This window comes from Mycobacterium sp. M23085 (genome assembly GCF_045343915.1).
GTDB lineage: Bacteria > Actinomycetota > Actinomycetes > Mycobacteriales > Mycobacteriaceae > Mycobacterium.
In genome coordinates this window covers 484,059-509,973 of sequence record NZ_CP174280.1, presented here as the reverse complement: position 1 = coordinate 509,973, position 25,915 = coordinate 484,059, and the positions used below count along the sequence as shown (strand labels likewise).

At 66.9% G+C, this 25,915-nt stretch carries 22 protein-coding genes; 9 read left to right on the top strand and 13 right to left on the bottom strand.

Going from position 1 to position 25,915, the window contains the following annotated elements; translation table 11 throughout:
* Window positions 1–9: 9 nt before the first annotated feature.
* From ACIUM1_RS02170 to ACIUM1_RS02155, 4 genes are read right to left on the bottom strand one after another with little or no spacing between them, the layout of a single operon-like run.
* Complete coding sequence (locus tag ACIUM1_RS02170; protein WP_221043002.1) at window positions 10–246, bottom strand: biotin/lipoyl-containing protein; 237 nt, start codon at window positions 244–246, stop codon at window positions 10–12.
* On the bottom strand, window positions 239–1,237 hold the full coding sequence (locus tag ACIUM1_RS02165; RefSeq protein ID WP_406815666.1) for an alpha-ketoacid dehydrogenase subunit beta: 999 nt from the start codon (window positions 1,235–1,237) through the stop codon (window positions 239–241). The genes ACIUM1_RS02170 and ACIUM1_RS02165 overlap by 8 nt, the downstream gene beginning before the upstream one ends.
* Window positions 1,238–1,247: 10 nt before the next feature.
* Window positions 1,248–2,228, bottom strand: a complete 981-nt coding sequence (locus ACIUM1_RS02160; RefSeq protein ID WP_406815665.1) for a thiamine pyrophosphate-dependent dehydrogenase E1 component subunit alpha — start codon at window positions 2,226–2,228, stop codon at window positions 1,248–1,250.
* Between the two features lie 43 nt (window positions 2,229–2,271).
* Entirely contained in the window at window positions 2,272–3,135 is an 864-nt protein-coding gene (locus tag ACIUM1_RS02155) for a mycofactocin-coupled SDR family oxidoreductase (protein WP_406815664.1), read from the bottom strand.
* Window positions 3,136–3,429: 294 nt separating this feature from the next.
* Between ACIUM1_RS02155 and ACIUM1_RS02150 the strand changes: the two genes are divergently transcribed.
* Entirely contained in the window at window positions 3,430–4,662 is a 1,233-nt protein-coding gene (locus ACIUM1_RS02150; protein ID WP_406815663.1) for a CaiB/BaiF CoA transferase family protein, read from the top strand.
* 271 nt (window positions 4,663–4,933) lie between these two features.
* On the top strand, window positions 4,934–5,221 hold the full coding sequence (locus ACIUM1_RS02145) for an antitermination regulator (protein WP_406815662.1): 288 nt from the start codon (window positions 4,934–4,936) through the stop codon (window positions 5,219–5,221).
* Between the two features lie 217 nt (window positions 5,222–5,438).
* Here ACIUM1_RS02145 and ACIUM1_RS02140 read toward each other — a convergent pair whose 3' ends face one another.
* The 3 genes from ACIUM1_RS02140 to ACIUM1_RS02130 all read right to left on the bottom strand — a co-directional run bounded on the left by ACIUM1_RS02140 (window position 5,439) and on the right by ACIUM1_RS02130 (window position 10,110).
* A complete protein-coding gene (locus tag ACIUM1_RS02140) occupies window positions 5,439–6,476 on the bottom strand; it encodes an Lrp/AsnC family transcriptional regulator (RefSeq protein WP_406815661.1) in 1,038 nt (345 codons plus the stop codon).
* A gap of 55 nt (window positions 6,477–6,531) precedes the next feature.
* Complete coding sequence (locus ACIUM1_RS02135; protein ID WP_406815660.1) at window positions 6,532–7,983, bottom strand: CoA transferase; 1,452 nt, start codon at window positions 7,981–7,983, stop codon at window positions 6,532–6,534.
* Between the two features lie 291 nt (window positions 7,984–8,274).
* Entirely contained in the window at window positions 8,275–10,110 is a 1,836-nt protein-coding gene (locus ACIUM1_RS02130; protein ID WP_406815659.1) for a DUF4407 domain-containing protein, read from the bottom strand.
* Window positions 10,111–10,311: 201 nt separating this feature from the next.
* On the opposite strand from ACIUM1_RS02130, the gene ACIUM1_RS02125 reads away from it, so the two are divergent.
* Both ACIUM1_RS02125 and ACIUM1_RS02120 read left to right on the top strand, forming a co-directional pair.
* A complete protein-coding gene (locus ACIUM1_RS02125) occupies window positions 10,312–10,869 on the top strand; it encodes a hypothetical protein (protein ID WP_406815658.1) in 558 nt (185 codons plus the stop codon).
* A gap of 109 nt (window positions 10,870–10,978) precedes the next feature.
* Window positions 10,979–11,407, top strand: a complete 429-nt coding sequence (locus ACIUM1_RS02120; RefSeq protein WP_406815657.1) for an SRPBCC family protein — start codon at window positions 10,979–10,981, stop codon at window positions 11,405–11,407.
* A gap of 5 nt (window positions 11,408–11,412) precedes the next feature.
* Here the strand turns inward: ACIUM1_RS02120 and ACIUM1_RS02115 are convergent, their stop codons facing one another.
* The 5 genes from ACIUM1_RS02115 to malQ all read right to left on the bottom strand — a co-directional run bounded on the left by ACIUM1_RS02115 (window position 11,413) and on the right by malQ (window position 15,972).
* Entirely contained in the window at window positions 11,413–11,694 is a 282-nt protein-coding gene (locus ACIUM1_RS02115; protein WP_406815656.1) for a LapA family protein, read from the bottom strand.
* 139 nt (window positions 11,695–11,833) lie between these two features.
* Window positions 11,834–12,130, bottom strand: a complete 297-nt coding sequence (locus ACIUM1_RS02110) for a DUF732 domain-containing protein (RefSeq protein ID WP_406815655.1) — start codon at window positions 12,128–12,130, stop codon at window positions 11,834–11,836.
* Between the two features lie 289 nt (window positions 12,131–12,419).
* Complete coding sequence (locus tag ACIUM1_RS02105; RefSeq protein ID WP_406815654.1) at window positions 12,420–12,890, bottom strand: nuclear transport factor 2 family protein; 471 nt, start codon at window positions 12,888–12,890, stop codon at window positions 12,420–12,422.
* The gene (locus ACIUM1_RS02100) at window positions 12,887–13,771 is read right to left on the bottom strand and encodes an LLM class F420-dependent oxidoreductase (protein ID WP_406815653.1); all 885 of its coding nucleotides are present in this window, start codon (window positions 13,769–13,771) and stop codon (window positions 12,887–12,889) included. The genes ACIUM1_RS02105 and ACIUM1_RS02100 overlap by 4 nt, the downstream gene beginning before the upstream one ends.
* 35 nt (window positions 13,772–13,806) lie before the next feature.
* Window positions 13,807–15,972: a 4-alpha-glucanotransferase gene (malQ, locus tag ACIUM1_RS02095; RefSeq protein ID WP_406815652.1), complete on the bottom strand. Its 2,166-nt coding sequence runs from the start codon at window positions 15,970–15,972 to the stop codon at window positions 13,807–13,809.
* A gap of 425 nt (window positions 15,973–16,397) precedes the next feature.
* On the opposite strand from malQ, the gene eccB reads away from it, so the two are divergent.
* Complete coding sequence (gene eccB / locus ACIUM1_RS02090; protein ID WP_406815651.1) at window positions 16,398–17,915, top strand: type VII secretion protein EccB; 1,518 nt, start codon at window positions 16,398–16,400, stop codon at window positions 17,913–17,915.
* Complete coding sequence (gene eccCa / locus ACIUM1_RS02085) at window positions 17,912–22,078, top strand: type VII secretion protein EccCa (protein ID WP_406815650.1); 4,167 nt, start codon at window positions 17,912–17,914, stop codon at window positions 22,076–22,078. The genes eccB and eccCa overlap by 4 nt, the downstream gene beginning before the upstream one ends.
* Before the next feature lie 40 nt (window positions 22,079–22,118).
* Here eccCa and ACIUM1_RS02080 read toward each other — a convergent pair whose 3' ends face one another.
* Complete coding sequence (locus tag ACIUM1_RS02080; protein ID WP_406815649.1) at window positions 22,119–23,282, bottom strand: cytochrome P450; 1,164 nt, start codon at window positions 23,280–23,282, stop codon at window positions 22,119–22,121.
* A 251-nt stretch (window positions 23,283–23,533) separates the two neighbouring features.
* On the opposite strand from ACIUM1_RS02080, the gene ACIUM1_RS02075 reads away from it, so the two are divergent.
* The 3 genes from ACIUM1_RS02075 (at window position 23,534) to ACIUM1_RS02065 (ending at window position 25,914) form a co-directional block, all read left to right on the top strand.
* A complete protein-coding gene (locus tag ACIUM1_RS02075; RefSeq protein ID WP_406815648.1) occupies window positions 23,534–23,728 on the top strand; it encodes a ferredoxin in 195 nt (64 codons plus the stop codon).
* Between the two features lie 481 nt (window positions 23,729–24,209).
* Complete coding sequence (locus ACIUM1_RS02070; RefSeq protein WP_406815647.1) at window positions 24,210–25,463, top strand: PPE family protein; 1,254 nt, start codon at window positions 24,210–24,212, stop codon at window positions 25,461–25,463.
* 151 nt (window positions 25,464–25,614) lie between these two features.
* Window positions 25,615–25,914, top strand: coding sequence for a PE family protein (locus ACIUM1_RS02065; RefSeq protein ID WP_406815646.1), 300 nt, complete (start codon window positions 25,615–25,617; stop codon window positions 25,912–25,914).
* The last annotated feature ends 1 nt before the right edge of the window (window position 25,915 follow it).

Sequence of the window (25,915 nt, the reverse complement as noted above, 5' to 3'; positions counted from 1 at the left end):
CTCTTCTCGTTAGGACGTGATGACGCCGATTTCGGCGCCGATGTCGTAGGTGGTCCCGACCTGGCCCGTCCAGCACACCGTGCCGGACGCTCCCGCTTCGATTTCCTGTTCGACTTTCTCGGTGGCGATCACGTAGATCGGCGTGCCCGCCTCGACGTGTTCACCCGCACCGACGAGCAGCCCGGTGAGCTCGGCCTCGGAGACCGCCACCGACACCCGTGGGATGCGAATGATGAAGTCAGCCATGCGCCTTCACCGCCTGACAGGTGCGCTGGGCCGCCTCGACGATGCGCGCCGGCGACGGATACACCTGCGCCTCGAGGGCCGCCGCGGCCGGGCTGGGCACGAACCGCGCGGCGACCCGCTCGACGGGCGCCGCGAGTTCGCCGAACAACTCGGTGGACAGCAGCGCGACGATCTCTGCTCCCGGGCCGCCGAATTGGACCGCGTCGTGGACGACGACGGCCCTGCGAGTGCGCCGGACCGATTCGACGATGGCGTCGACGTCCAGTGGCACCAGGGTGCGCAGGTCGATGACCTCGGCGCTGACGCCGTGGGTGGCGAGCGTGCCCGCGGCGGTGAGCGCGTCGTGCACACAGCGCCCATAGGCGATCAGGCTCACGTCGGTGCCGGGCCGCTTGACGTCGGCCTGGCCCAGCGGGATGGAGAAGCCGGGGTCGGTGGGGACGGGCCCCTTCTTGCCCTGCAGCCGGATCGTTTCGATGAACAGGCAGGGATCGGGGTCGAAGATCGCCGACGTCAGCAGGCCTTTGCCATCGCGGGGCGTGGACGGCACGATTACCTTCATGCCGGGGATGTGCATGAACCACGCCTCCAGGCTCTGCGAATGCGTCGCACCGGTGGCCAGCCCGGCGTAGACCTGGGTGCGGACGGTGATCGGCGCCGACGTGCGTCCGGCGGTCATGAACCGCAGTTTGGCGGCGTTGTTGATCAGCTGGTCGGCGGCGATGCCTATGAAGTCCATGATCATGATCTCGGCCACCGGCAGCAGTCCGTCGATGGCCGCGCCGATGGCGGCACCCAGGATGGCGGCCTCCGAGATCGGTGTGTCCAGGACCCGTTCGTTGCCGTACTTGGTGGACAGCCCCGCGGTCGGACCGGATGCGCCGGGATCGGCGATGTCCTCACCGAGCAGGAAAACCCGCTCGTCGGCCGCGAGCGCTTGGTCCAGCGCGAGGTTGAGCGCCTCGCGCATTGTCATCTCTTTGTCATCCATCACCAAATCCTCAGGCCGGGAACCGGATCGGCGTGGCGTAGACGTCCCGGTCGAGTTCGTCCGCCGTCGGCGGGTCGGCGCTCAGCACGGACCGCAGGGCGGACTCCACCGCCGCCAGCGCCTCGTCGTCGATGCGCGCGAGTTCGGCTTCGCCGCACACGCCGGTGTCGGCAAGGTGCCTGCGGAAGCGGGGCACCGGGTCGGCGGCGATCGCCGCCTCGAGTTGTCCGGACGGTATGTAGGGCATCCGGTCGCCGAAATAGTGGCCGCGGAAGCGGAATGTCAGGCACTCGATGAGGGTGGGGCCGCCGCCGCGGCGGGCCCGCCGCAGCGCCGCGTCGAGCTCGGCTTTGACCGCCAGCGGGTCGTTGCCGTCGACGGGAACACCCGGCATTCCGTATCCGGCGGCCCGGTCGGCCACCCGCTCGAGTTTCATGGTGTCGCCGGTCGGTGTCATCTCGGCGTACAGGTTGTTCTGGCAGACGAACACCACCGGCAGGTCCCAGAGCGCGGCCATGTTGGCCGCTTCGTGAAAGGAGCCGGTGTTGGTGGCACCGTCACCGAAGCTGACCACGGTGACACGATCGAGCCCCTTGCGTTTGGCGGCCATCGCCAATCCCACACCCACCGGGGGTCCGGCACCGACGATGCCGGTCGAAAGCATCACGCCGACTTCGGGTTTGGCGATGTGCATGGTGCCGCCCTTGCCCCGGCTCGCGCCGACCGTGCGGCCCATCATCTCGCCGTAGATCTCCTCGAGCGGAACCCCCTTGCCGATGAGATCGTGCAACCCGCGATAAGTGGTCACCAGCTGGTCGTCGGGCCGCAGCGCGACACCCATCGCGGCGGCGATCGCCTCCTGCCCGCGCGACGGCCAGTACACGCAGATCAATTCGCCGGTGCCGATTCCCTTGGACAGCCGGTCGTCGGCCGCCTTCATCAGCACCATGAGCGTGTACAGGCGCCGTTGCATGGAGCGGTCGTCGGTCATCGCGCAATCCCATTGAGGTGCAATCCGATTGGTGCCACCGTCGTCACGCGCCCGACCATGGCTTGACCTTGAGGAAACCGCCGCCGTCCACGCGGAGTTGCTGGCCGGTGATATACCGGGCGGCGTCGGAAGCGAGGAACAGCACCGCCTCGCTGATGTCCTCGGGTTCGACGTAGGGGATCGGCATCGCCTGGACGAACGGGAAGACGGGTTCGGCGTCCTCGCGGGTCGGCTCCTTCAGATCGGGCCGGAAGGCCCGGTACATCGGCGGGCTGTGCAACATGTCGGTGTTGACGTTCGTCGGATGCACCGCGTTCATCCGGATGGAGAACGGGGCGAGCGCTAGGGCGAAGTCGTTGACGTAATGTGCGGCAGCCAATTTCGCGAACGCGTAGCCGGCTCCGCCGGGGCCGCCGTCGATGCCCGTGGTGTTCATCGACGACATGAAGGCCGCGTTGGACCCGATCACCACGATCGATGCACCGGACTGCAGGTGTTTGAGGCTGGCGTGGACGAGGTTGAGCACGCCCACCAGATCCACGTCCACCGCGTCGGCGAAGGCCTTCGGTGGCAGGCCCGCGGTCAATGGGCAGATGCCGGCGTTGGCCACCACCACGTCGAGGTGCCCGAATTCGGCGACGCCCTCGTCGATGGCTGTGGACAGCGCCGCGCGGTCACGAACGTCGGCGATCGCGGTGTACGCGCGCTGGCCCTCCTTCTCCACCAGCCGCGCCGTCTCGTCCAAATCCTCGGGGCGGGCCAGGGGATACTCATTGGTGTCGATGTCGGTGCACAGATCCACGGCGATGATGTCGGCACCTTCGGCGGCCAGCATCCGCGCATGGGAACGGCCCTGACCGCGCGCGGCGCCACTGATCACGGCCACCTTGCCCGCTACCCTGCCCATCGCCCGTCCTTCGTCCGAAGGTCTACATCAGGACCCGCATTGGGGCCCAACGCCATTCGCCGTCAGCACTGGTGTCTCTGTTGGTATCTCCGTGGGAATGGATCGACGTGTCGCCCGTTCGCGCCATAGCGCGGCGCGCGGTCACCGCGGCGGGCGTCGGAATCAGACCTTCGGTCGGCTCCATCGCATCTCTTCCCGGAAACCTGCGCTGACCTGCAGATGGGCTATCACTACGCCCAAGACTAGCTAGAATATCTAAAATAGCAAGGAATGGTCGCGACGAGGGGATTGGCGATGGCCGACGGGCACGGTGGAGTCCTTGAGGGTGTGCGGGTGGTCGAACTGGCGTCGTGGACTTACGTGCCCTCTGCCGGTGCCGCCCTGTCGGACTGGGGTGCCGACGTGGTCAAGGTAGAGGGCGTCACCACGGGCGATCCCGGGCGCGCGCTGGTGGTCGGCGGGTTCACCCGGCAAGCGGCCCGCCCGGACGCCGACTTCATCCTCGAGCTGGGTAACCGGGGCAAGCGCAGCATCGCGATCGACATCAAATCGGAAACGGGTCGCGAACTGTTCGGCCGACTGTTGGCCAGTGCCGACGTGTTCTTGACCAACTGGCTGCCCGGTGCGCTCGAACGGGCCCGGCTGACCGTCGAGGACATCCGCTCGTTCAACCCGCAGATCATCATCGCGCGCGGCACCGGCCTGGGCGTGCGTGGACCGGATCGCGATCGCGGCGGATTCGATGCGGCGACGTACCTGGCACGCGGCGGGGTCGCCTACACGCTGACGCCGTTCGGCAGCGAGACGCCCGCGGTGCAGGGGCCCGGCTTCGGTGACCTGCAGGGTGGGGCGACATTGGCCGGCGGCGTGTGCGCCGCCCTGTTCCACCGGGAACGCACCGGCGAACCGACCATTGTCGACTCGTCGCTGCTGGCGCAGGCGATGTGGTCGATAGCGCCGTCGATCTCGGCCGCCGACTTCTTCGATATCGATGGGATCCCCGGCGCACCGCCCGGCCTGGCCATCAATCCGCTCGTCAACCGGTACAAGACCAAGGACGGCAGGTGGATCCAGCTGGTGTTCCTGCAGCCGGACAAATTCTGGGCGGGCTTCTGTGGGCGCGTGGGGCTGGCGGAACTGGCCGACGACCAGCGATTCGTGCCTTCCAGCAATCTGATCGCCAATGCGGCCGCGGCGACCGAGCTGCTGGCGACCGCCTTCGCGCGTCACGACCTCGCGCACTGGCAAGCGGTGCTCGCGGATGAACCGGGTGTCTGGGGTCCGCTGGCGACACCCCGGGAGACTCTCAACGACCCGCAGGTCGAACCCAACGGTTACGTGATCACCAACGTCGACGACCACGGCGAGAAATACCGAATCGTCGCCGCGCCAGTCCAATTCAACGAGACACCACCGTCGCCCGCGCGCGCCCCCGAGCACGGTCAACACACCGAAGAGATCCTGTTGGACCTCGATGTCGACTGGGACGACATCGCCAAGGCGAAGGAGATCGGGGCGATTCTTTGAGGAGCCTGGCCGGTCCGGCTCGGCGACTAATTGCGCTGTTGAGCAGCCTGTTTCGATAACACGTGTCGCAAATTTACTGATGAGTAGCCGATTTCGAAACGGTCACAGGCGCATATCAATGTCAATGGTGGGCTGGCACATCATGGCGGATCCGCAAATCATTGCACAGGGCGCCTTTTGGGGGGTGTGACCGCGACGAAGCGTAACGCACGGCTTCCTGCCGCTATCCACGTAGCGGTTTCGCGAAGGCGCAGCAGGAGGTATCAACAGCATGACGACGAACTGGGTTCCCGCCCAAACTTCATGCGGCCCGAACTCCGGCCGCATTCTCGACACCGCGCGGGGCATCCTCATCGGACTTCGCCGGTGTCCTTCCGACGCCGCGTTGGACGAATTGCACAGCGCGGCAATACGGCACAAGGTGCCGGTATTCGCCATGGCCTGGGCACTTGTGCACCTGGCGGGGGACGGGGAGAAGACGCCCAGCTTCGTCGACGCGCAGTCCGCGGCCCGCCGCGAGTGGGGTGCGCTGTTCAAATCCGCCGCTCTAACCTGTTGAGCGAGCGCCACGACGTTGGGGCGGCCGAGCTTTCGAGGGGTAATTCGGCCGCCTCCAACTACAACCACACCGTCGGCCCAAATGCGTATCCGGAGGGAAGCGCTTGCGGGCTACCGCTGCAGTGGCCGACGCGCCGGCGAGGTGTCCGGCGCTGGCGAAGAGGGCGTGTGGCGACACTACCGGAGTCCGAAATCGAATACGGGATCAGGCTGTTTCGTTAGCGCCGCCCCGGCGGGGCGGGCTTGGGCGGCGCCCACAAGTCGACCGGCACGATCTCGTGCGCGTGACCATCAGGTCCCAGTAGCCGCCCCCATGATTTGACGGAGCGTAGTACCACGCGAGTGTCGATGACGGTTACGCCGGGGTATGAGGCGATCAGTCGCGATATCAAGTCGTCGAGCGACGACAGGGCGTGGAGCTGCATGGTGACGAAAAGGTTTTCCACGCCGTCGCCGACGGCCGCGACGCAGAAGCGGGTCTCCGGGTATTCCACCAGTGACCGTCCCACAGCGGCCACTGGCGACCCGCTTACCTGAAGTTTCAGCGCGACACCGGTCAACCAGCCGGCTTCCACGCGGGCGAAATCCGTGCGGAATGCCAACAATCCCGAGCGGGTCAACAATCCCAGGCGCCGTCGCACCGCCGGTTCCGACTGGCCGACGGCGGCAGCCAAATCCCGGCAGCTGAGACGCCCGTCATGTTGGAGTGCCAGAAACAACTGGCGGTCGAACTCGTCGAACTCATGGTGATGCGCATGCACGGCCGGATCCGGTGTCAGCTCGCGGACTTGCCTCGCGCTGAGACCGCCCAGTCGCCAGCGGGTGCCGCTGAACAGCCGAGTAATGAGCGCGGACCGCACGCGCAGCAGCCCCGGGACCGCGGGAAGGACATCGATGATCAACTCGGCTAGCCGGGGTTGGTCGGCGGCTGCTACCAATGCATAGAGGTTGCCGGCGCCCGTCGTTATATTGACGCTGAAGACCTGCGGCATGACCGCGAATTTGTCGGCCACCGAGGGAGCGGCCCCGGGTTTGCACTCGGCCTCGAACAGCGCGGCTCGCGCTGGCAGCCGCGGACCGATGGCGGACGAGACCCATGCTCGCCCGGTGGACACCAGGCGACGCCACCGCCGTGCCGCGGTGACCGGCGAGACGTCGAGAACCCGGCCGAGTTCCTCAAAGCTGATCTGCGGATTGACATGGAGCGCATCGAGCAAGGCGATATCCATCTCGTCCACGCCGTCCACGCCGTCCACACCGCTTATTGTCACGCCGTCGACTCACCGAGGTGCTCACTCTGGGCGACAAGCTTCATGCCGAGCGGCTGAGGCCGGTCCATTCGGGGCGGCTGGATCCCCGGGGGACGAGGATCGGATCCGCCCAGCCGGGCGCGGTGCGGCTGAAACTGACGGGCGGGGCGAGCATGTGGATTCCACCCATGGGACTCTCGGCATCGTAAGCGATTGGTTCGGCGATCGAGTGCTCGTCGTCTCGGCCTGCGTCGGCGGGGTCAACCAGGCCCAGGGTTTGGTACCACATCGCGTTACGAGTGAGGTTGACGGTGACATGCCAGCTACCACCTTCGGTTTGTTGTCGGATCAGCCCGGCGGCCGCGCCCAGAGCGCCCATGTAGCCGGTGATGAAATCGTTGATGAGCCCGGTGGGCGGCAGCTTGGGGCTATCGGCCCCGCCTTCGATCACCATCAATCCGGACGCGGCCGATCCGTTCATGTCGAAACCGCCGCGGTGTGCCCACGGCCCCCTCGACCCATAACAGGTGACCGAGACGTGGATTAGGCCCGGGTGGGTGCTTGCGAGTTCGCAGGGGTCGAGACCCAGTTTCTCCAATTTGAGGTGGCGATGGTTGTTCACCACGACATGCGCGTCGCGCAACAATCGACTGACATCGGCCTTGCCGCGGTCCTTGGTCAAATCCAGCCATGCGCTGCGAGATCCGATATTGGCTTCGAAATAGACCCAGTCGTGCTCGAAGTCGTTCGGGCGGGAAGCGCCGAGCACCTCGGCACCCTGCTCGGCCAGCACGCGGCCCACCGTCGGCCCCGCCACCGCGTGGGTGAACGACAACACGCGCACGCCCCCGAAGGGTCGCTCCGAGGGCCCTAGTTCGTGCGGAGGGGCGTCGCCTATGCGGGTGAGCCCGATGACGGGCTGGCTGGCCAGCAGCGCTCCATGCGGGTGGGCCAGCCACTCCTCGGGGCTGCGGGCCACACAGGCAGGCAAACCGACCGCGTTGGCCGCTTCTTCGAGATCGAAGGCATCCCAATCGCCAAACGCCTTCGCGACTTTAACGCAATCGGGTGGCACATCGAGGAATCGGCACCATTTGGCCGACTGGTGCGGATACACCGCCGAGGCCATTACGGTGCGCCCATCGCGGGTCCGATACGGAATGAGCGCGAAAGGATTGTCCAATACCAGCGCAATGGAAGGAAATTCGCCGGCAAGCGTCGGCTCCCATGCGTAGCTGGGATTGATGTGATGTACGGCTTGGCGCAAATCCAAATGCAGATCCTGGCCCGGACCGCCGCGCTGGCGGTGCATCGCGGCCGCCGCCACCGCGTTGCCCATCATCGGTATACCGATCGCCGCTGCCAATCGATGCCGCGCCGGGATGATGGGATCCTGACCGGCGAAGGTGACTCGGCCCCCGGCGTCGGCGACCGACAAGCCGACATCGGCGAGAAGATCGTCAAGCGCCTCGGTCGCGTCGAACGTGGACATCGCGGACGTCGTTTCGGTCATCGTTGAGCTTCCTCTGCGGTGGTGCCGGTCATCCGGTGGGCGGCTGGTGTTGTCGCGACCGGCTGACATTTCCCTGCCGCCAGGGTGGGTGCATCGGCGCCCAGAGCACCGAAGACGATGGAAAGTGCTCGGAATCGTGGTTCTGTTGCAGGAAACCGACACCACTGGGCCCTCGGATCGACGCGACAAGATGGTGGCGTCACATCATCCGCGCGCTACGCTCAGGAGTCGAACTCCGCGCCGCGTTCGTTTCCGAACTCCGCGACGCGTTCGGTTCCTAATAACGCCAAGCTATTTCGACGGCGGCAGCTGGCGCGGGCCGTCAGGCGGACCCAACTCGGGAGGTCCATCCCGCTTGGTCAGCGCGCGCCGACGGGCGCCTTCCGCGGACTCCACCGACAAGCGGTCAGCATCATCTGCAACCCGCCGCGGCAGGGACGAGTGGGAACGGTCACCGGCCACCTGTCGGTGCGGGCGGTGGCGGGGTTCTTGCCGCGACGAGGTAACGAATCCGGTTCGGGCCGAAGGTGTTTCGGTGCTGGCGGGCTGCCCGGACAGCTGAGTGTCGGAGGCCTCGGTGTTGACCGCCATCTTACGGCTGCGCTTGAGCGTGAACGTGATCTCTTCGGTTTCTTCCAGGACGCCTTCGAACACCTGGCGCGCGGTGCGCAGTGGCTGGGTGGTGGTGTCGAGCACCTTGGTCACGAACGGCGGCACCAGCGGGCGGATCCACCGGGCGGCGGCCTTGGTGGCGTCCGGAATCGACGGGATCAACGGGACATTCCGTTCCTCGTGCGTCTCCACCTCGCCGACCGGCGACGCGGCAGCAGGCAGGTTCTCCGGGACATCGGGTGGCTCGGCAAGGCCCGAGCCGGCGGCCGGCTCCGGCGCCGGCAGCTGGGTGATCGCCCGACTGGCGGCCTCGGCTTCGGCGGCGATCGGCAGATACACGTCGTCATCGCCCGGCTCGAAGGTGCGCCGCGACGGCGCGGGCACCGGATTGTCGAAAACCTCCAGCACCCGGCGGCGTTGCTGCTCGCGATCGATCTCGGCCTGCGCCTCGATGGCGAGTCGAGCCTGCGTCAGTTGGTGCTCGGCCCACAGGATTTCGGCCTCGCGGCGCACCTCGGCCCGCTTCACCGCGATGGCGGTGTCGGCGTCGAGTTCGGCGCGCTCGCGCTCGGCGCGCGAGGCGGCACGGCGATCGTGGGATGTCTGTCCGCGCCACAAGCCCAGGATCAGGGGCGCCAGGTAGAGCAGCACGCACAGCGCGAGCGTCAACAGCCGCAGGGCCATCGCCCCGGCATCGGCGAAGGTGAGCTCATTCATCGCGATCCAGCGCGCGCCCAGACCCCGGCCGGCGTCCGCCACAACGGCGGCCCGTGCGTCGTTCAGCGCTGCCTCCTGGCGCGCAATCGTGGCGTCCAGGTCTGGTGCGCGGCTGTCCCGGGCGGCTAGCGCGGTATCCAATTCATGCTGGGCATCGGCGAGAACCTGGTTGGCGGTGCGCGTTTCGGGCCCGGCACCGGGGTCGCCGGTGATCCGCGTCTGCGGGCAGCCAGGTGTGGGGTGGTACTCGCAGCGGGCGACGACCAAGGCCTTGTCCTGGCTGTCACGGGCCTGCGCGACCGCGCTGTCGAGCGCGGTGCGGGCATCCCTGGTCTGCTGCAGGGACGCCGATGCCTGTGCGACCGCGGGTTCCGACCCCGCGTTGCGCAACGCACGTTCGTCGAGACGATGGTCGATCGAGCTGGAAAGGATGACCAATGCTGCGAGTTCGCCGACGACGACGCCCACCGCGGCGGCCACCGCGGCGCGGCCCACGACGCCGGAGCGGCTCCGTTCGGGCCCCGGGATGGTGCCCCGGGTGACCGCGCCGACCAGCAGACCGAAGACGAGGCTGAGCGCCACGACGGCCGGCAGTGGCCAGCGAGCCGAGCCGCTTACCGCCAGCGTTGCGACCAGCCAGGCCAGCACCGCGCCCAACAACGCCACCGCGCCGGCGACAGCATGGGTGGACCGTTCGTGGCGCTCGCCGAGCTCGCTCCGGTGCCCGCCGCCGAGCCAGATGAGCACCGCCGGCACCAGGGCCAGCCCAGTGCGCTGCTCAGTTACTTCCTGGGGCATGACTGAAAACACCTCCACCTTCAAGCCTGGCAGGCCACCGCCCGACACATCGAATCGAACCACCCCGGCTGTGGTGCGCTTCACAACGCCACCGGGGCACGAATAGGTTTGCTGACCCGAGAGACGGGATCTGCCCCAGATTTCTGCGACGCGGGCAGATCAGCGACCGTTCCGGCAGGCGACATGAGACGGTATAAGCCTATGACGAACCACGATTATGTCACCTACGAAGAGTTTGGCCGCAGGTTCTTCGAGGTCGCCGTCACCCCCGAGCGGGTCGCCGCCGCGTTCGCCGACATTGCCGGCAGCGAGTTCGCCATGGAGCCGATTGCGCAGGGCCCGGGGGGAATCGCCAAAGTCAGTGCCAACGTCAAGATTCAAGAGCCGCGGGTCACCCGCCGGCTGGGCGACACCATCACCTTCGTCATCCACATTCCGCTCTCGATCGACCTGCTGGTCGACCTATGGCTGGACAAGCAGCGTTTCATGGTCTCCGGAGACATCCAACTGCGCGCCACTGCGCGCGCGGCCGAACCGCTGTTGCTGATCGTCGACGTCGCCAAACCGCGGCCTTCCGACATCACCGTCAACGTCTCATCGAAGTCGATCCGCGGCGAGGTGCTGCGGATCCTGGCCGGCGTAGACGGTGAGATCCGGCGATTCATCGCGCATTATGTCGCCGCCGAGATCGACTCGCCCCAGTCGCAGGCGGCGCAAATCATCGACGTGGCCCAGCAGCTGGACCAGGCGTGGCCCTGAGCATCCCGGCCCACGAATAGGCGCGACGGTGTCGGGGTATCCGAACTCGGTTGTGCGGTTGCCGTCGGCGCGTTGGCGGTGACACTTCTATCGCCAGGGGAGGATGACTTTGGCTCGCGTAGATGTATCGGTGTCGTCACAGGTACCACCGGAAGCGGCGTGGAAGCTGGCGTCCGACCTGGATCGATTCGACGAGTGGATGACGATTTTCGCCGGATGGCGTGGGCCGGTGCCCGACACCATCGAGAAGGGCACCTGTGTCTCGTCGTGCGTCAAGGTCAAGGGGTTTCGCAACGTCATTCACTGGGAGGTCACCCGGTACGACGAGCCGAAAGCCATCGAGCTGCGCGGCCGCGGTCGCGGCGGTATCCGTCTCACGGTCGCGATGACCGTTACCGATGATCACCCGGGGTCGACGTTCCACCTCACCGCGGATCTGAGCGGCGGTCTGCTGAGCGGGCCGATCGGGGGACTGGTCGCCCGCGTGCTGCGATCCGATGTGCAGAAGTCGGTGAACAACCTCGCGGCCCTGCGCTAGCCGGGCTACCGGGCCGGGTGGGTGGTCACCCATTCCCTCTCGTCATCGCGAATTCGCCTGCGGTCCATCGCAAGCCAGGACAAGCCGGCCCCGAACGTCAGCATCGCGACGATAGCGGCGGCGACACCCGCGCCGGCCTCACCCAAGGCGAAATTGGTCACGCACACCGCGAAGGCCAACGCGGCCGCCGCGACCACGAGTAGCCCGGGCGTTTGCCCCGCCGCCGATAGCGATCCGCGCGGGTGGCGGTCAGCGGTCCGATCGTGGTCGGCAGTCCTCGGACTCATGGGCGTCTCCTCTGCTGTCACATCCGCTTCGGCCGATCTGGTGGTGCTACCCAAAACGCCGTTCGGACAAACGACTTGGCAGGAGGCGACGGGAATTACGCTTTACCCGCCGGTTGGTGATGTGGGAAAGACGAACTAGTCATGGACACAGATCATTTACGGCGTCGTCGACGAAGTCGCTGGCCTGTCGGGAGTTCAGGCCACCCCGGCCCAGCCGGCGGTCGGAGGTCTGCAGCACCGTTTCCTTCAGCTGGCTGACATCAACGCCCGCCCATACCTGTTGGCAAACCTCCTGGCCTACTTGCACCAGTGTCGCGTCACCGCCGTCGACGTCGCGGATGCCGTCTTTGTGCAGGTCGTTGAGGTAGGAGTTGACGTCAGCGTAAGCCGGGCCGGCGTAAATGACCTCGGGGACCAGAAGCAAGCAAATCGTCATTGGCAGGACCATAAATCGCCTACAGCGCCGCTGCGCCGGCATAATTCCTCTCCTTTGCCTGGAATTCCGGAGCGAATCACGAACCTAACGCCAAAGAACGCTCTGCGCGGATGGAATTGCCGAAACCGCCCGGATATTGGAGTGGCGACGGTACGTCAACCAGCTGTGAAATGCCAACGAAGTTTGTCAAAGTTTGCTGTCGGCCGCTCAACGACATTCGCGATCAGTGCCGCAGCGCGAAACGTCATCCGGATCACTGTGCGTGCACGCATGATCAGCTGCCAACACCCTAGACAGGGTCGTGCGGCCGCAGCCGGCGCACGGTGCGGGTCTCGATGGCATTGATCGTCAACGCCCGGCGGCCGATCCGCCAGCCCGCGTCGGTCAGCACGTACTCGTCGTCGTAGCGCAGGTGCCAGGCCACGTCCATCACCTCGGCGTCGCGCGCGTCCCAGTGGTGCGCGACACACGCGATCCGGCCCCGGGCGGTGCCGGGTTGCGGAGCCGCGTCGTACACCTCACCGATGATCGCGTGCTCGGTGCGGGCGACCGCCGCGACGGCCGCGACCGCGGCGGTGATGGCCTGCCGGCCGCGATGCGAATGGACCGGCCGCAGATCGGCCGGCGGTGCGGGCACCACCAGCGCGGCATCGGAGGTGAATAGCCCTGCAACAGCGTTGAATTCACGATCATCGACATTGGCGGCGTACCGGTGCACCAGGTCGGTCAGGGCCGCCCGCTGCTCGGCTGAAAGCGTCATGAGTTCTTCAAGGACAACCGTTGTGCGCACGCGGACAGCAGGTCTTTGGCCTGCTCGATGTCGGTGGTCGGTGGCATGGCCAGCACCAAACGGTCGGCGCCCTGATCGGCGAGGGCGGCCGCGCGCTCGGCGTCAATCTTGGTGACCGCGTGGCCCAGTGCCACTTCCAGCGCCATCGGATCCCGGCCCGCCGATGACGCCTCGTCACGCATGAGTGCGATCAGCGACGCGAGTCGCGGCCCGCTCACCCCGAGCGGCTGGAAGCCGTCGCCGAGGCGTCCGGCGCGACGCGCGGCGGCTCGGCTGTGGCCACCGATGTGGATCGGCAGGCGTTCCCCCGCAACGGGTTTCGGATAACACATGACGTTGTCGAAGTCGAAGAACTCACCCGTGAAAGAGGCGCCTTCGGGACGCTGCGCCCACAATTCCCGCATTACGGCCAGCTGCTCGTCGGCGCGTCGGCCCCGGCTGTCGAAGTCCACGTCGCAGGCGGCGAGCTCTTCCTTGAGCCAGCCGACCCCCACGCACAGGCGCAGTCTGCCGCCCGACAGGGCGTCGACGGTGGCGGCCCGCTTGGCCAGCACCACAGGATGATGGTTGGGCAGCACCAATACCCCGGTGGCCAGCCTGAGGCGGCTGGTGTGGCCGGCCAGAAACGCAAGCAGGTCAAGCGGATCGGGGATGGGGCAGTCCGGCGCCAGGCCGACGCGTCCCGAATCGTCGTAGGGATAGATGCTGTCGTAACGGGTGAGTAGAACCGTGTGCTCGACGACGACGATCGATTCGAACCCGCACGCTTCGAGGTGGCGAGCGAACGCCACCATCCAGTCGGGGTCCGCGGTCACACCGTCGGCGACCGGGGCCACGACTGACACCTTCATGGCTGTTGAAGCTAACAAGGCGCCCGCCGGGGCGATCAGCGGGCCGCGCTTTCGGTGGCGACCGGAGCGATCGCGGCACGCACGGCTTCGGCGAGCGTGGCGGGGCGGGGGTCGGTGAACACGTCCTCGAGCATCACCGCGCGCCCGTCGGGACCGGCCAGCGGCACCCGCCAGTTGGGGTATTCGTCGGTGGTGCCGGGCTGATTCTGGGTCCTGCAGTCACCGACAGCGTCCGTCAGCGCCACCCCCAGCAGCCGCGACGGCGTCCGGCCCAGATAGCGGTAGAGCGCCACGATGACCTGCTCGGGATCTTCTTCACCCTCCTCGAGCAATCCGACCCGGCGCAGTTCGGCCAGCCACGCCGCCAGCTCCGCCCGGTCCGACTCGAGTTCCTCGTCGACGGGGCGGGTCAGCAGCCCTAACGAATCACGCAGCCGCACATGGTCACCCGCGAGATAGCCGGCCGTCGGAGGCAGATCGTGCGTGGTGACCGAGGACAGACAGTATTCGCGCCAGCGCTCGGCACGCAGCGGCAGTCCGCGGGCGCTGGGATCGTCGCGGTCCAACTCGAACCACAGGATCGAAGTGCCCAGCAGGCCCCGCAACAAGAGGTAGTCGCGAACCCACGGCTCGACCGTGCCGAGATCCTCACCGACGACGACCGCCCCGGCCCGGTGGGCTTCCAGCGCGACGATGCCGATCATGGCCTCGTGGTCGTACCGCACGTAGGTGCCTTCGGTGGGTGAGCAGCCCTGCGGGATCCACCAGAGCCGGAACAACCCGATGATGTGGTCGATGCGCACCCCGCCGGCATGCCGCAACACCGCACGGATCAACGCGCGGAAAGGACGATATTCCTGCTCCTCCAACCGGTCTGGCCGCCACGGCGGTTGCGACCAGTCCTGGCCGAGCTGGTTGAACTCGTCCGGCGGCGCGCCCGCGGTCACGCCCAGCGCCATCACGTCCTGCAGTGCCCAGGCGTCGGCGCCGTTGGGGTGCACGCCGACGGCCAGGTCATGCATGATGCCCAAGGACATGCCGGCCCGGATCGCCTGGGACTGCGCCGCGGCCAGCTGCTCGTCGAGTTGCCACTGCAGCCAGCGATGGAAATCGACTGTGTCCGAATGCTTCTTGACGAAATCCGCAATCCCGGATGCGTCCGGGTGCTGCAGCGCCTCGGGCCAGGAGTGCCAGTCGGCACCGTACTTCTCGGCCAGCGCGCACCAGGTGGCGAAGTCGTCCAACGCGCGGCCCTCACGGTCGCGGAACGTAGCGTAGGACAGCTCCCGTCCCGCCGACCGCGGTTCTTGGTGCAGCAGCTTGAGCGCCGCCCGCTTCGCGGTCCAGCAACTGTCGCGGTCGATGGTGTCGAAGCGGGCGGCGCGCTGCTGCACCTCGGAGCGCAGCCGGCGGACCCGGCTGCGCTTGGTCAAGTAGGCGAATTCGGGGATTGCCTCGACGTGAAGATAAATCGGGTTGACGAAGCGGCGCGACGTCGGCAGGTACGGCGACGGCTCCATCGGTTTGGTCGGGGCCGCCGCATGCAGGGGATTGACCAACAGATAGTCGGCACCGTGGCGCGATGCCGACCACACCGCCAGGCCGGTCAGGTCGGTCAGATCGCCGACCCCCCAGGACTGCCGCGACCGCACGCTGTACAGCTGAGCGGCCAGGCCCCACGCGCGGCGGGCGCCGAGCCGCTCCGGGAGCCCCAGCCAGTCCGGCGTCACGATCAGAGCGGTGCTGGTCTCGCAGTCACCGGAGCGCAGGTGCACCCGGTGATAGCCCAGCGGCAGATCGGCGGGCAGCAGGAAGCTGGCCTCGCCCACCCAGCGACCGTCCAGGTCGAACGGCGGGGTGAAATTGTCGACCTGCTCGACACCGCCGCGCGCCGTGCCGTCTTCGAGCTCCAACCACACCTCGGCGGGATCGCCGTGGGTGACATGCGCCCAGAACCGGATCTGCTCCCCGGTACGCCCGACGATGGTCGCCGGCAGCCGGCGCGCCCAGTGTGACCGCAGCTTCGCGGTCAGCGCGACGTTGCGCTCCTGCTCGCTGTCGGCCGCGACGCCGAGGGCACCCAGCACGGCCTTCAACGTGGCCTCGGAAACCCCCACCCGCCGGCCGGTCCAGTCCTCGTATTCCGTCGCGATGCCGTACCTCCGGGCGAGTTCGATCAGCGACGGCGCGAGTTCAGTCATACCGCCATCTTGCTGTCAGGATTCGCCGGCCGGCGACTCGGACCCCGCGCAAGTTAGCGCATTCTTTGCTGGGCGGTGGCCTGCCATTCATTCGTGCCTGCCCTCGGCAAAGGCTTCCCGCGCTCGACAGGACGAAAGGACGCGCGGCCACTACGATGTTGCAGGTAGACGAAAAGGATCCGGTCCGCTCATCCGTGGGGGACGTGAAACTGCCAGCTCAGCGGCATATGCCGACGCCATCCTCGGTGGCGGCTCCGGCGCGGTGGACGCGGCCGGATTCGGGTGCATAAAGAGATGTAGAAGAGTATCGCTTCAGCGCCGCGTGGCGAGGTCCGCGCAGGTGCCTTAACGTTGTCGTGTAATTCGCGCTGGATCAGTTCGCACGGGCAATATCCAGACGCATCAGCAGACCGGATGGTGAATAAGTGGCGGAAGAGAGTCGCGGGCAGCGCGGGTCGGGGTACGGCCTCGGGCTGTCCACCCGGACCCAGGTGACCGGCTACCAGTTCCTCGCGCGCCGGACCGCGATGGCGCTGACCCGGTGGCGCGTCCGCATGGAGGTTGAGCCGGGTCGGCGGCAGAACCTGGCCGTGGTGGCATCGATCTCCGCCGCGCTGGTGATCTGCCTCGGGGCGCTGCTCTACTCCTTCATCAGCCCGGCCGGCCAGATCAACGAGTCGCCGATCATCGCCGACCGCGACTCGGGCGCGCTGTACGTCCGCGTCGGCGACAAGTTGTACCCGGCGCTGAACTTGGCGTCGGCCCGCCTGATCACCGGTCGCCCCGACAACCCACACCTGGTCAAGTCCAACCAGATCGCCAGCCTGCCGCGGGGTCCGATGGTGGGCATCCCGGGTGCACCGTCGAGCTTCCACCCGACCAGCCCGCCCGCGTCGTCCTGGTTGGTCTGCGACACCGTGGCGAACTCGACCGGCGCCGGGGCACCGTCCGGTGTGACGGTGACGGTGATCGACGGCAATCCCGATCTGAGCAACCACCGGCGAGTGTTGACCGGGTCGGACGCGGTGGTGCTGAACTACAACGGGGATGCCTGGGTGATCCGGGACGGGCGTCGCTCACGCATCGACGGATCGAACCGATCGGTGCTGCTCCCGCTGGGGCTCACCCCCGAGGAGGTCAGCATGGCCAAGCCGATGAGCCGTGCCCTCTACGACGCGTTGCCGGTGGGTCCGGAACTGACCGTGCCGCAGATCCAGAATGCCGGTGCCGGTGCGTCGTTCCCGAACGCGCCCGGCCCGATCGGCACGGTGATCGTCACGCCGCAAATCAGTGGGCCACAACAGTATTCATTGGTGTTGGCCGACGGCGTGCAGACGCTGCCACCGTTGGTGGCCCAGATCCTGCAGAACGCCGGGCCCGGCAACACCAAACCGGTGACCGTGGAACCGTCCGCGCTGGCGAAGATGCCGGTGGTCAACAAGCTGGACCTGTCGTCCTACCCGGACGCACCGTTGAACGTGATGGACATCCGCGAGAACCCGGCGACCTGCTGGTGGTGGCAGAAGACCTCCGGTGAGGACCGGGCCCGTGTCCAGGTCATCTCCGGCGCGACCATTCCGGTCCAGCAGAAGGATGCCGGCAAGGTGGTGTCGCTGGTCAAGGCCGACACCACCGGCCGCGAAGCCGACCAGGTCTTCTTCGGGCCCGACTACGCCAACTTCGTGGCCGTCACCGGAAACGACCCGGGAGCCAAGACCACCGAATCGTTGTGGTGGCTCACGGATGCGGGTGCCCGCTTCGGGGTCGACGACACTCGCGAGGTACGAGAAGCGTTGGGCCTGAAGACGAAACCGGGCCTGGCACCGTGGGTGGCGCTGCGGCTGCTACCGCAAGGGCCGACGTTGTCGCGAGCGGATGCGCTGGTGGAACACGACACGCTACCGATGGATATGTCCCCAGGAGAGTTGGCGGTACCGAAGTGAAACGTGGATTTGCGCGGCCTACACCGGAGAAGCCTCCGGTAATCAAGCCGGAGAACATCGTCCTCCCGACGCCGTTGAGCATCCCGCCACCGGAAGGCAAGCCCTGGTGGATCGTGGTGGTCGGCGTCGTGGTGGTCGGCCTGCTGATCGGTATGGTCGCCATGACCTTCGCCAGCGGTTCGCGCGTGTTCGGCGGCGCCGGCTCGATCTTCCCGATCTTCATGATCGGTGGCGTCGCGATGATGATGTTCGGCGGGCGGTTCGGCGGCCAGCAGCAGATGAGCCGGCCCAAGCTGGACTCGATGCGCGCGCAGTTCATGCTGATGCTGGACATGCTGCGGGAGACCGCCCACGAGTCGGCCGACAGCATGGACGCCAACTACCGGTGGTTCCACCCGGCGCCCACCACGCTGGCCGCCGCGGTCGGCTCGTCCCGGATGTGGGAACGCAAGCCCGACGGTAAAGACCTGAACTTCGGCGTGGTTCGCGTCGGCGTCGGGATGACGCGCCCCGAGGTGACCTGGGGTGAGCCCCAGAACATGCCGACCGACATCGAGCTGGAGCCGGTGACCGGTAAGGCGCTTCAGGAATTCGGTCGCTACCAAAGCGTCGTCTACAACCTGCCGAAGATGATCTCCGTGCTGGTCGAGCCCTGGTACTCGCTGGTCGGCGATCGCGAGCAGGTGGTGGGACTGATGCGGGCGATCATCTGCCAGCTGGCGTTCTCACACGGGCCCGACCACATGCGGATGATCGTGGTCAGTTCGGACCTGGACGAATGGGATTGGGTGAAGTGGCTGCCGCACTTCGGCGACCCGCGCCGCCAGGACGCCGCGGGCAACGCGCGGATGGTTTACAGCTCGGTGCGCGAGTTCGCCGCGGAGCAGGCCGAATTGTTCGCCGGCCGTGGCTCTTTCACGCCCCGGCACGCCAGCTCGTCGGCCCAGACCCCGACACCGCACACCGTGATCATCGCCGATGCCGTTGACCCGCAGTGGGAGTACGTGATCAGTGGTGAAGGCGTCGACGGGGTGACCTTCTTCGACCTCACCGGCTCCACGATGTGGAGCGCGGTTCCGGAGCGCACGCTGCGGTTCGACGAGAAGGGTGTGATCGAGGCGCTGCCCCGCGACCGCGACACCTGGATGGTCATCGACGAGAAGCCCTGGTTCTTCGCCCTCACCGATCACATCAGCACCGCCGAGGCCGAAGAGTTCTCGCAGAAGCTGGCGCGCTGGCGGCTCGCCGAGGCTTACGAGGAGATCGGCCAGCGGGTGGCGCACATCGGCGCCCGAGACATCTTGTCCTACTACGGAATAGAGGACCCGGGCCGCATCGACTTCGAGCAACTGTGGGGTAGCCGCAACGACTCGATGGGCAGGTCCCGGCTGCGCGCGCCGTTCGGTGTCCGCTCCGACAACGGCGAGCTGCTGTTCCTGGACATGAAGTCGCTGGACGAAGGCGGTGACGGTCCGCACGGCGTCATGTCCGGTACGACCGGTTCGGGTAAGTCGACGCTGGTGCGGACCGTGATCGAATCGCTGATGCTCAGCCACCCGCCGGAGGAGCTGCAGTTCGTGCTGGCCGACCTCAAGGGTGGGTCGGCGGTCAAGCCGTTCGCCGGCGTGCCGCACGTGTCCCGGATCATCACCGACCTGGAAGAAGACCAGGCGTTGATGGAGCGCTTCCTGGACGCGCTGTGGGGTGAGATCGCCCGCCGCAAGGCGATCTGCGACAGCGCCGGTGTGGACGACGCCAAGGAATACAACTCGGTGCGCAGCCGGATGCGGGCACGCGGCCAGGACATGGCGCCGCTGCCGATGCTGGTGGTCGTCATCGACGAGTTCTACGAGTGGTTCCGCATCATGCCGACGGCCGTCGACGTCCTCGACTCGATCGGCCGCCAGGGTCGCGCCTACTGGATCCACCTGATGATGGCGTCGCAGACCATCGAGAGCCGCGCCGAAAAGCTGATGGAGAACATGGGTTACCGGTTGGTGCTGAAGGCGCGTACCGCCGGTGCGGCCCAGGCGGCCGGTGTGCCGAACGCGGTCAACCTGCCCGCCCAGGCCGGTCTGGGCTATTTCCGCCGCAGCCTGGAAGACATCACCCGGTTCCAGGCCGAATTCCTGTGGCGGGACTACTTCCCGCGCGGCCTCACCGACGACGGAGACGAAGCGCCGGCGCTGGTGCACAGCATCGACTACGTGCGTCCGCAACTGTTCACCAACTCATTCACCCCGCTGGAAGTCAGCGTCGGGGGACCGGACGTCACCGTGCCCGCCCTCCCCGCCGACGGCGAGCCGCTTCCGATCGAGGCGGCCGAGGACGACGATTCCGAAGGGATCCGGACGCCCAAGGTCGGTACGGTCATCATCGACCAGCTGCGCAAGATCGACTTCCAGCCGTACCGGCTGTGGCAGCCGCCGTTGAGCCAGCCCGTCGCCATCGACGAACTGGTGAACCGGTTCCTCGGCCGCCCCTGGCAGCAGGATTACGGCACCGCGCGAGATCTCGTCTTCCCGATCGGGATCATCGACCGTCCCTTCAAGCACGACCAGCCGCCGTGGACCGTCGACACGTCCGGACCCGGTGCCAACGTGCTGATCCTGGGTGCCGGTGGTTCCGGCAAGACGACCGCGCTGCAGACCCTGATCTGTTCGGCGGCGCTCACCCACACCCCCGAGCAGATCCAGTTCTACTGCCTGGCCTACAGCAGCACCGCGCTGACCACGGTGGCCCGGCTGCCCCACGTCGGCGAGGTGGCCGGTCCGACCGACCCCTACGGTGTTCGTCGCACGGTGGCCGAACTTCTGGCCCTGGTGCGGGAGCGCAAGCGCAGCTTCCTCGAGTACGGGATCGCCTCGATGGAGGTGTTCCGGCGGCGCAAGTTCGGCGGCGAGCCCGGCCCGGTCCCCAACGACGGGTTCGGCGACGTCTACCTGGTGGTGGACAACTACCGGGCGCTCGCCGAGGAGAACGAGGTGCTGATCGAGCAGGTGAACGTGATCATCAACCAGGGCCCCTCGTTCGGGGTGCACGTGGTGGTCACCGCCGATCGTGAATCGGAGCTGCGGCCGCCGGTGCGCAGCGGTTTCGGCTCCCGCGTCGAACTGCGGCTGGCCGCTGTGGAAGACGCCAAGCTGGTGCGTTCGCGGTTCGCCAAGGACGTTCCGGTCAAGCCGGGGCGCGGCATGGTGGCGGTCAACTACGTCCGCCTCGACGCCGACCCACAGTCCGGTCTGCACACGCTGGTGGCGCGGCCCGCGCTGGCCAGCACGCCCGACAACCGGTTCGAGTCCGACAGCATCGTCGAGGCCGTCAGCCGGATCACCAGCGCCCAGGCTCCGCCGGTGCGCCGGCTGCCCGCGACCTTCGGGGTGGAGCAGCTTCGCGAGCTCGCCGCGCACGACACCCGCCAGGGCGTCGGTGCGGGCGGAATCGCCTGGGCCATCTCGGAATTGGACCTGTCGCCGGTCTATCTCAACTTCGCCGAAAACGCGCACCTGATGGTGACCGGCCGTCGCGAATGTGGGCGTACCACGACGCTGGCCACCATCATGTCTGAGATCGGGCGGTTGTACGCGCCGGGCGCGACCAGCGCTCCGACGCCGCCGGCGGGGCGGCCCTCTGCCCAGGTGTGGTTGGTGGACCCCCGTCGTCAGTTGCTGACCACGCTCGGCTCGGACTACGTGGAGAAATTCGCCTACAACCTCGACGGCGTGCAGGCGATGATGGGCGAACTGGCCGCGGTCCTGGCCGGCCGCGAGCCGCCGCCCGGCTTGTCCGCCGAGGAGCTGCTGTCGCGGAACTGGTGGAGCGGGCCGGAGATCTTCTTGATCGTCGACGACATCCAGCAGCTGCCGGCAGGTTTCGACTCGCCGCTGCACAAGGCCGCGCCCTGGGTGACCCGGGCTGCCGACGTCGGCCTGCACGTGATCGTCACGCGCACGTTCGGTGGTTGGTCGTCGGCCGGCAGCGACCCGATGTTGCGGGCGCTGGCGCAGGCGAACGCGCCACTGCTGGTGATGGACGCCGACCCCGACGAGGGATTCATCCGCGGCAAGATGAAGGGTGGTCCGCTGCCCCGTGGCCGAGGCCTGCTGATGGCCGAGGACACCGGCGTGTTCGTTCAGGTCGCGGCGACCGCGTTGCGCAAGTAGACGGTGCCGGCTGCGCTGGGGCTGACCGGGTTACTCCGGGTCAGCCCCAGCTCAGCGGTAATTGCTTGAGCGCGAAACTCTTTGAGGGGTAATTGATCAGGGGGGAGTAGTCCTCCGGCAGTTCAAAATCCGGAATCTGGGCGAGCCATTCCGCGACGATCACCGTCAGTTCGATGCGCGCCAGATGCGAACCCAGGCAGCGGTGCGGTCCACCGCCGAACCCCCAGTGCCGGTGCACCTTTCCGTCCATGTTGAGCTCGTTGGTGGACATGGCGTCGGCGTCATCGCGATTGACCGCGGCCATGCACAGCCGCACCGAGGTGCCCGGCGGCAGCGTCATGCCGCCAACTTCGACGTATTCGGTGGTGATCCGTGGCGCCACCGGCGCCGACGGCTCCAGCCGAACGATTTCTTCGATGAAAACCCTGATTTGCTTTGGGTTGTCGCGCAGCTCCTTGCGCAGCTGCGGTCGGCGCGCCAATTCGTACAGGGAGAATCCGATGGCGGCGGTCACCGTGTCCAGGCCGGCCAGGATCAGCAGGTGACTCATGCCCAGCAGTTCGAGGTCGGTGAAGTTGCCCTTGCCGGTGATCACCTTGGACAGCATGTCCGACCCCGGGTTTCGCCGCCGTTCCGCAATGGCATCGGCCAGATACTGCAGCAGCTGATCGGACTTCTCGATGTCGCTTTGGGTGATGAAGGGCTTCTCGCCGACGACCGCGTCCTTCCAATCGATGAGGCGGTCGCGATCCTCCACCGGTAGGCCATAGAGATCCAGGAACACCTGAAACGGGTAGAGGTTGGCGAAGTCGGTCATCACTTCGCACTTGCCGCGGCCGGCCAGCTCCGCGATCATCTCGCTGGCGTGGCGTTGCAGCACCGGACGCGATTTGTTCAACGCGTGCGGGCTGAAGTACGGCTGCAGGATTTGGCGGTACCGGGTGTGTTGCGGCGGATCAAAAGCCAACGGCAGCACCGGCAACGGGTGGCCGGGTGGCTGCAGCACCGTCGACGAGAAGACCTTCGTGTTGCGCAGTGCGGCCAGCACATCCTCGCGTCGGGTTATGTAGTAGTGCCCGTTCATGAACACAACCGGTCCCGCGTCGCGCAGCGTCTTCCACCCCAGGCCCCGGTCCTCGGTCATGGGTAGCGTGGCGAAATCCAGCCGGGGTAGATAGAACGAGCCTTGCTGGCCTTCGCTCATGCGCTTAGATCTCCGGTCATCTGTTGGACTGCGCCCATACCAACGCGCGGCGGCACAACAATATTGCATGCGCGGCAACGGAACACGGTTCGCCTGCCCACGCTGATCCCGGACTGCGGGGCGCAGCAGCGATCGGCGAACATCCTCGACACTTTACCGACCGACTAATCTGGTAACGAACGGTGAAGTGCAAGCTCGTCAGATCGCCGAGCCGTCGACGGCCACGCCGGGCCACCTAGGGAGGAAACCTCGTGAGGGTTCGTCTGGACCAGTCGAAATGTGTGGGCCACGCCCAGTGTTACGCCGTCGACCCAGATCTGTTTCCCATCGACGAGTCCGGCTATTCGATTCTCGAGGAGCATGAGGTCGCTCCCGAAGACGAGCAATTGACTCGCGACGGCGTCGCTTCCTGCCCCGAAATGGCACTGATTCTCGAAGAAGGCTGACGGCCCGGACCCGTACTCGCGAGGCAGACGAAAAGCAAACGGACGGTGAACATTCCGTTGCCTTTTGTGAACTCCGACTGGCCGGGAATGAACAGTGGCTGGCCATTGATGAACAGCTGGCTTTGGGTGTCGGTGTTTGCCTCGTAACGAACTAATCTCAGTGCCGGGCGGCAGTTCGGGCACACGCGAGCTGCCGCTCGGTCGCTGATAACGGGGGATAAGCCGAGGCCAAAGGTGCATGTCGTTCCTGACCGGATGTCCGAGAAGTGCGGTGGCATACCACCTTTGCGGACGCAACCAATCGGTCGGTATGCATCGTCCGACGCGGCTGATGGGGTTGCGGGCGGAAGCCATCGCCCAGCGACCCCCCGATTTCGACGGCCGACAGGTGGCGTCGTTTACAGAGCCGTGACCACGGCCACCACTGATTCCTATGTGACAGCCGGATCGACTGCGATCGCGGCCGACTGAGGAGGACACGGTGTTTGACTTCGCGGCGTTACCGCCCGAAATCAATTCCGGTCGCATGTATGCGGGTCCGGGGTCGGGGCCGATGATGGCCGCGGCTGCTGCCTGGGATGAGATTGCGGCGGAGTTGGGTGTGGCGGCCAGCGGCTATAACTCGGTGGTTACCGAGTTGACCAGTGGGCCGTGGGTGGGGCCGGCGTCGGTGTCGATGGTGTCGGCGGTGTCGCCGTATGTGAGCTGGCTTAATGCGTTGGCGGCGCAGGCTGAGGAGACGGCGGGGCAGGGGCGGGCGGCGGCGGCGGCGTTTGAGGCGGCGTTTGCGATGACGGTGCCGCCGCCGGTGATTGCGGCCAATCGGGTGTTGTTGGCGACGTTGGTGGCGACGAATTTCTTTGGGCAGAACACTCCGGCGATTGCGGCTACTGAGGCGCAGTACATGGAGATGTGGGCGCAAGACGCCGCTGCGATGGCTGGGTATACCGCGGCGTCGGCGGCGGCGTCGGTGTTGAGTCCGTTCGTCGCGGCGCCGAATACGACGACTCCGGAGGCGGCGTCTGATCAGGCTAATGCGGTTGCGCAGGCGGTGGCTGAGCCGGCGGGCAATACCGCGCAGACGGCGGCCAACGTGGTGACGCCGCAGTTGTCTTCGTCGGCGGTGTCGGTGGGGACGTCGCAGACGGTGACGCAGACCAGCTCGGCTGCGGTGGTGACTCCCTCGGCCACCCAGGCCGCGGTCACGCAGATTACCCCGACTAATCCCTGGTGGTGGGAGATGGGTTCGGGTGACTACACGGTGCTGCTCAAACAGAACTCGGGTCTTGGGTATTTCTCCAACGGCATCGTGGCGTTCTGGTCGCAGTTGGCTCAGCAGTTGGTCTCTGGTCCTGGTGGTAGCACGGCCGGTGCCGGGGGTGCGTGGTATCCCACGCCGCAGTTCGCCAGCTTGGGGTTGGGCAACCTGGGCAGCCTGGGTGGTGTGGGTCATGTGAGTGCGATTTCTGCCGGTGCTGGGCAGGCGGGTCGGATCGGGATGTTGTCGGTGCCTCAGCAGTGGGCGACGTTGACCTCGGCGGTCAACCCGGTCACCGCCGCGGAGATGGAGGCCGCGACTCCCGTCGGCGCTGGCGCGCCGGGGGCGCCGGCCAACGCGCTGCTGCGCGGCATGCCGGTGGGCGGGTTCGGCCGCCGCGGCGCCGCCGCCGCGGGCTATGTCAACAAATACGGATTCCGCTACAGCGTGCTCACCCGCCCACCCTCAGCCGGATAACAAGAACCCTTTGCCACCAATGAACAGTCGACACTACGGAGGCGATGCCCACGTGATCCACGTAGTCCCCGGAGCAAGCCGTGCCTGACGCCTGCCACCCACCGAACCATTCTTCGAATGCCGCCGGGCCCGACACAAGGGAAGGAAAATCATGTCGTTTGTGACCACACAGCCGGAGGCGCTGTTAGCCGCAGCCGGCAGCCTCCAAACCATCGGCTCGACGCTGAGCGCTCAGAACGCCGCGGCAGCGGCGCCAACGACCGGGGTGGTGCCGGCCGCTGCCGATGAGGTGTCGGCGCTGACGGCGGCGCATTTTGCTGTGCACGCCCAGACGTATCAGGCCGTCAGCGCTCAGGCGGCGGCGATCCACGAAATGTTTGTAAACACCCTGAGCACCAGCTCTGGGTCGTACGCGGTAACTGAGGCGGCCAACGCCGCCGCGGCGGGTTAAG